Source organism: Streptomyces sp. SID12501 (assembly GCF_010550245.1).
In the GTDB taxonomy this organism is placed as follows: domain Bacteria; phylum Actinomycetota; class Actinomycetes; order Streptomycetales; family Streptomycetaceae; genus Streptomyces.
This window is the reverse complement of sequence record NZ_JAAGLU010000966.1, coordinates 1-399: the sequence shown is the minus strand read 5'-3', so window position 1 is coordinate 399 and position 399 is coordinate 1. Positions and strand designations below refer to the sequence as shown.

Below are 399 nucleotides of genomic sequence, written 5' to 3'. Positions count from 1 at the left end.
ACGGTCGGCGAGACCGTCATGGAAGAGGGCGACGTCGTCTCCATCGACGGCTCCACCGGCAAGGTCTACCTCGGTGAGGGACCCGTCGTACCGTCCCCGGTCGTCGAGTACTTCGAGGGCCGCATGCACGCCGGCGCCGACGACGCCGACGAGCTCGTCGCCGCCGTGCACCGGATCATGGCGTACGCGGACCGCGTCCGGCGCCTGCGGGTGCGGGCCAACGCCGACAACGCCGAGGACGCGCTGCGCGCCCGCCGCTTCGGCGCCCAGGGCATCGGCCTGTGCCGCACGGAGCACATGTTCCTCGGCGAGCGCCGCGAACTGGTGGAGCGACTGATCCTCGCGGACACCGACGGCGAGCGCGAAGAGGCGCTCGGCGCCGTGCTGCTGCTGCAGAAG

1 protein-coding gene is annotated in these 399 nt (G+C 72.4%); it reads left to right on the top strand.

Annotated features, from left to right (window positions below; genetic code table 11):
* Window positions 1-399, top strand: a 399-nt coding sequence (locus G3I71_RS49360; RefSeq protein ID WP_343243324.1) for a putative PEP-binding protein, incomplete at both ends; no start/stop codon positions are given.